Source organism: Ancylomarina sp. (assembly GCF_041555295.1).
In the GTDB taxonomy this organism is placed as follows: Bacteria; Bacteroidota; Bacteroidia; order Bacteroidales; family Marinifilaceae; genus Ancylomarina.
This window is the reverse complement of sequence record NZ_JBFFKR010000223.1, coordinates 1-5,726: the sequence shown is the minus strand read 5'-3', so window position 1 is coordinate 5,726 and position 5,726 is coordinate 1. Positions and strand designations below refer to the sequence as shown.

General features: G+C 34.1%; 3 protein-coding genes. 2 read left to right on the top strand and 1 reads right to left on the bottom strand.

Translation table 11 applies throughout. The annotated features are described in order from the left end of the window. The coding region (locus ABY905_RS13275) for an ATP-binding cassette domain-containing protein (RefSeq protein WP_372644661.1) at positions 1–347 on the bottom strand (347 nt) is incomplete at its 3' end. Positions 348–630: 283 nt separating this feature from the next. Here ABY905_RS13275 and ABY905_RS13270 point away from each other — a divergent pair. Together ABY905_RS13270 and ABY905_RS13265 are read left to right on the top strand one after the other, a co-directional pair. Beyond that, positions 631–3,816: a tetratricopeptide repeat protein gene (locus tag ABY905_RS13270; protein ID WP_372644659.1), complete on the top strand. Its 3,186-nt coding sequence runs from the start codon at positions 631–633 to the stop codon at positions 3,814–3,816. Between the two features lie 42 nt (positions 3,817–3,858). Beyond that, positions 3,859–5,571: a hypothetical protein gene (locus ABY905_RS13265; RefSeq protein ID WP_372644657.1), complete on the top strand. Its 1,713-nt coding sequence runs from the start codon at positions 3,859–3,861 to the stop codon at positions 5,569–5,571. Positions 5,572–5,726 lie beyond the last annotated feature (155 nt).

The following is a 5,726-nucleotide window of genomic DNA, read 5'->3' as shown; positions in this document are numbered from 1 at the left end:
GAGTTTTTCCAACCCGTAGCCTTCAATACAAAATGGAGGTTGTCTTCAATATTTCTATCCGTAAGGAGTTGGAAATCTTGAAACACAATACCAATTTTTCTTCTTAAAAAAGGCACTTGCTTCTTCTTAATTTTAGGTAGATTATAACAGACAACGCTTCCAGTTCCGTCATTTAAAGGCAGATCCGCGTATAGGGTTTTTAAAAGACTACTTTTACCACTACCAACACGACCAATTAAATAGATGAACTCCCCCCTTTCAATTTCCAGATTCACATCTTTTAATATGATATTATCGGATTGGCGAATGATTGCATTATTTAGTTTTATGATAGCAGTTTCTGACATTGTATGTTAGGCTTATTGTTTGTACTAGACTTTTCGGCGTTTTAAAGTCTCTGTTCTACAAATCTAGAAAATTATTTGTCATGGTCTTTGTTTGGTTTCAAAATTATCCGATTCTAAAAACAATTAGGCATAATAGAGCAATTTCTGCTATATTTTGACGTTCTTAAAAGGACGATAAGATTTTTATTTAAACAGTGTTTTTTTCTATGCGATCTGCTATCTGTTTTTGTATCTTTAAGCACATTTTCAAAGCTAATTTCAATCACATATGATAATTGACAATATGCGCCTTAGACTTCTACTTTCCATCGTTTTTATATTCATACTAAGTCTTTCATTTAAGAGTTCTTTTGCACAAAAGAGTGTGGCTAGTCAGGTTTATTCTGGCAATTGGAAAAAGGGACATGATCTTTTAAAACGTAAAGATTTTGGTGGTGCCCGCTATTGTTTTCAGCAAGTGGCTGAGAAAGAAAAAGATTTCTCAGATAGAAAAATTGGAGCTGAGTTTTATTTGGCTTACTGTGCCATTGAACTTTCGCGCCCTGAGGCTGAGAAAAATATGTTGAGATTTCTGGATGAATATCCGGGTAGCTTATTTGAGCATCAAGCCTATTTTCAGTTAGCAAGGCAAAAATATAAGCAGAGGAAATATAGTAAAGCTCTTGGTTGGTTAGAGAGAACAGATGCTTATCAGATTGAAAAAGATCAGGAAGATGAATTCTTATTTATGAAGGCCTATTCTTATTTTAAAACAGAGAATACTGAACAAGCTGGAAAATATTTTTTCGATCTGATTGATAAAAAAGGAGAGTATCAGTTGTCAGCCAATTATTACTACGCCCATATTGCTTACGAGAAAGGAAATTACCAAACAGCATTGAATGCCTTTGAAAATCTTGGCGATGATGATAGATATGCCCCTTTGATTCCCTACTATATCACTCAGATTTATTACTTACAAGAAAAGTATGATAAGTTGATTGCTTATGCTCCTAAGTTTCTTGAAAAATCGGATGTTGATAGAGTTCCCGAGATTGCTAAGATGATTGGTCTGTCTTATTATAATCAAAAGAATTACAAGGATGCCATTCCTTATCTAATTCAAGATAAAAAGAATCTACTTAGAGAAGAGAATTTTGCATTGGCATTCTCCTATTATCAGGTTAAGGATTATGAGAAGGCAAGTGAGTTATTTCTTAAAGTGAGAGGGGGGCAAGATGCAATGCAGCAAATTAGCATTTACAATTTAGCCGATTGTTATCTGAAAATGGGTGATAAAGAAGAAGCCAAACTTGCTTTTGAAAAAGCTTCTAAAATGAGTGCCGATAAGGAGATCAAGAAAAGCTCTCTCTTCAATTTTGCAAAGATCAGTTATGAATTATCCTATTCTAAAACGGGAGAAACAATAGGTGCTTTTGATGATTATTTAAATCAGTATCCGGATTCTGATGAAAACGATGAGGCTTACGATTTCTTAGTGAATGTATATATGACAACTAAGAACTATAAGCAAGCTTTGTTATCAATGGATAGAATTATTAAGAAATCGACACGTATAGAGGAAGCATACCAACGCGTCGCTTACTTTTATGCCTTAGAATTATTTAAACAGTCGCGATACGAGAAATCACTTCGATACTTGAATCAGTCGTTGGCTTATAAAATATACAATAGAGAAATGGCCGCTGATTGTTTATACTGGAAGGCTGAGGCTTATTATCGAGCTAATGATTTTATAGTAGCGATCAAAAACTACCACGAGTTTATGCAAACACCTGGCGTGGGAAATTCAAAATATTTTGGTACTGCTTATTACAATTTAGGCTATTGTGAGTTCGAATTGGATGCCTACTCTAAAGCCATTAAATGGTTTCGTAAATATGAACAGTTAATGAAAGGCAAATCTTCAGAATACTTAACTGATGTTCAGAATAGAATTGGAGATTGTTATTTCTTAGATAGGAATTATGAGGAAGCATCAGCATATTACACCAAAGCTGCAGCTGCTAAAAACTGGTCTACAGATTACGCCGTATATCAGAATGCTCTTTCTCGAGGCTTGTCAGGACAATTAAATGAGAAGATCGCTCTTTTGAAAAACTTTTCGCAAAAATTTCCTCAATCAGACTATAAGGATGATGCACTATTTGAATTAGCTAAGGCTAAAACTAAAGAAGGAGACGAAGGAGCAGCGCTGGCAATTTATAACAGCTTAATTACAGATTATCCACAGAGCGAATTTGTTGCAAAATCATTATTGCAATTAGGACAGTTGAATTATAATAAGAAAGATTATTCAGAAGCCATAAGGAATTACAAGCTGGTTATATTGGAGTATGCAGGCAGTAGTGAGGCAAAAAGTGCTTTAATGGGAATGAAGAATATTTATATTGACATGAACAATGTTCCGGCTTATTTTGCTTTTGCAGAATCATTGGGGACAGGGTATATTGTTGATACTTCGGAAAAGGATTCTCTTACTTATTTATCGGCAGAACGCTTATATATGGATGGGCAGAATGAAAAAGCGACACTAGCTTTCGCTGAATATCTCATCACTTTTCCACAAGGAATGTTTCGAATAAATGCAGCTTATTATCAAGGAGAAGCAGCTTTTAATCGTCAGGATAATCAAGAAGCATTATTGGCCTTTGAGATGGTTCTTGAAAGAGGCGATAATCTGTTTACAGAAAAAGCCTTATTGGGTGCATCTCAAATCTATTTTAAGCAAAAAGATTATTTAAAAGCGCAGGAATATTATCAATCGCTTAAGGTAAAGACTGAAATAGATGAGAATAGATTAACGGCCGATTGGGGCTTGTTTAGATGTTATTATGAGTTGAAGAATCATTCGGACTTAATACAATTATCAAAGGATTTGCTTCTTTCATCTAAGACTAAAAAGGGAGGAAGAAAAGAGATTCTCTATAAGCGAGCTAAAGCTTATTTAGAGTTGGGAAATGATGCATTGGCAAAAACGGATTTGCAGGAGTTGGCTAAAGAAGTTCAGTCTGTAGAAGGTGCTGAGTCACGATTCCTATTGGCGGAATTGCTTTATAGAACTCAAAAAATAGATGAAGCAGAAAAACGAGTGAATGAATTTATTGAAATGAATTCATCACATCACTACTGGTTAGGTAAAAGTTTTATTTTGCTTTCGGATATTTTTATCGATAAAAAAGATGTCTTTCAGGCGCGTTACACCTTGCAAAGTGTGGTTGATAACTATGTGGTTAAAGATGATGGTATTGTTGAAGCGGCTAAGGCAAAGTTGGAACCCATTTTAAATGATGATAAGCTTAAGGAAAAGGCTTTAAAGAAAGAGGCTGTCATAAGCTCACAAAATAAAACTGAAGTAAAGTCAATTAAAAAAGAGCTAAATAATAAGAATCGAATAAAGGTAGATTCGTTATCAGTGAACGATGCTAAATCAATTTTAAATGAGATGGTTGGCGAGCTTGATGATTAAGATTCTTATTTAATTATATCAGGAAAAGAAAATACACAACATATGAGAATAAAATCAATTTTATTAACAGGCACATTTGCAGTAATGTGTCTATTTGGCTATGCTCAAGAGCAAAGAGATTTAAAAAAGGAAGTTAAAGTAAGAACCAATTTCAAGCCTAAAATTAAAAAGGCAAAACGTATTGGAGAAATGCCTAGTATAGTAGATACTGTAACTTTTAGAAAGCAATTTGATTATTCAATCAGAAGTAAATCTCTGGATGTGAGTTTTACGCCAGGATCGATTAAAGCAGCTAAAGTGACGAGGGCACGTTTTAAAAAGATTCAGGGACATTCTTTTGATCTGGCTGCTGGAAATTATGCGAGTTTGTTTGCTGATTATCGTTATAATAACCTTCAGTCAAAAAAGACAGATTTTGGTGTTCATCTTCAACATTATTCCAGTAATGGGAAGTTAGAGTTAGAGAATGGGAGTGAGGTGAAACCTGATTGGAAGGAATTCTTGGCAGAAGTTTATGGAAATCATTATTTAGATGATGCTAAATTGAGCTCTCGTATTTTTTTCAAGCATAAGTCTTTTAATTATTACGGTTCTCCTTTGTCTAATGATATAAGTGAAAAGAAAAATATCTTCGATGACACAAATCAGAGATTTAACCATTTGGGACTTAATACAACTTATGAAACCTTAAACAAAAACGCTAAAGATTTAAATTATACGCTTGGTGTTGAATTTGAATATTTCACTGATAAGTATAATGTGAGTGAAGTGGATCTGGGCGTGAACGGTCGTGCCGAAATAAAGGCAGGTGAAGGCTTGTGGTCTTTAGAAAGTTCATTAAATTTTATTCAAACCAATAATCTGGTGTATTGGGATTCAAAATTGAAGGATCACGATTTGAGATCTTCTTTATGGATGGTTAATCCATCTTACAATTTGACTTTAGGTAATTTTAATATGAGATTGGGTGTAAAAGCCCAAAGTGTATTAGGAAATGATTCGGAGTTCAAACTTTATCCTGATGTAAAGTTCAGCCTTGTTTTAGTTGATAGAGTGTTGGATATGTTTGCAGGCTTGGATGGTAATCTTGATTTGAATACAATCCGTTCTATTTCTGAATCTAACCCATTTGTGCATTCAGGTCTTGATGTTGAAAATACAAGTACTAATTATAGAGTTTATGGTGGTTTTAAAACCAGAATATCTTCTAAGTCGAATGCTTTATTTTCTGTTGAGTACGCGACGATCGAAAATCAATATTTTTTCTCGATGGCTAATGTGGCCGTTTCTCCACAAGGTGAACTGCCAAGTGAAACCAATTATTCGAATAAATATGCTGTTGTTTACGATGATTTATCAAAATTGAGTTTTACGGGCGAAATCGATTTACAGATTAATAAGGAACTTAATCTATATGCCTTGGCAAAATATACCCATTACTCATTAGACGGCTTAGAGGAGCCTTGGCATATGCCTAATTTCGAAATGGAGACAAGAGCAAGCTATCGTTTTACCGATCAATGGCTTTTTAATGCTCAATTGATATTTGTAGGCGAAAGATCTGTTATGACCAATGGGAATATCGCTCAACTCGATGCTCTGGCTGATTTTGGACTAGGAGCCGAATATAAATGGAATGATATTTTATCGCTTTATGCCAATGTGAATAATATTTTTGATGCTGAAACATATTTATGGCATGGCTACCCAAGTCAAGGTGTTAATGGCATGATTGGTTTAAAATTGGTGTTTTAGAATTTAGATTTTGAATCTCTTTTTAGTGAGAATCAAACATTAGATATTTGAATTACAAGAATAAGGGTTTGAGTTAATATTCTCTATTGAGATTAAAACTTGAACCCTTTTTTTATGCCAAATAAATCATTCGTAAAAAACTCCATTTTTACTTG

Excerpts from the sequence above, each read along its gene's own strand:
- ABY905_RS13270 (WP_372644659.1), top strand. The coding sequence starts at position 631 with ATGCGCCTTAGACTTCTACTTTCCATCGTTTTTATATTCATACTAAGT.
- ABY905_RS13265 (WP_372644657.1), top strand. The coding sequence starts at position 3,859 with ATGAGAATAAAATCAATTTTATTAACAGGCACATTTGCAGTAATGTGT.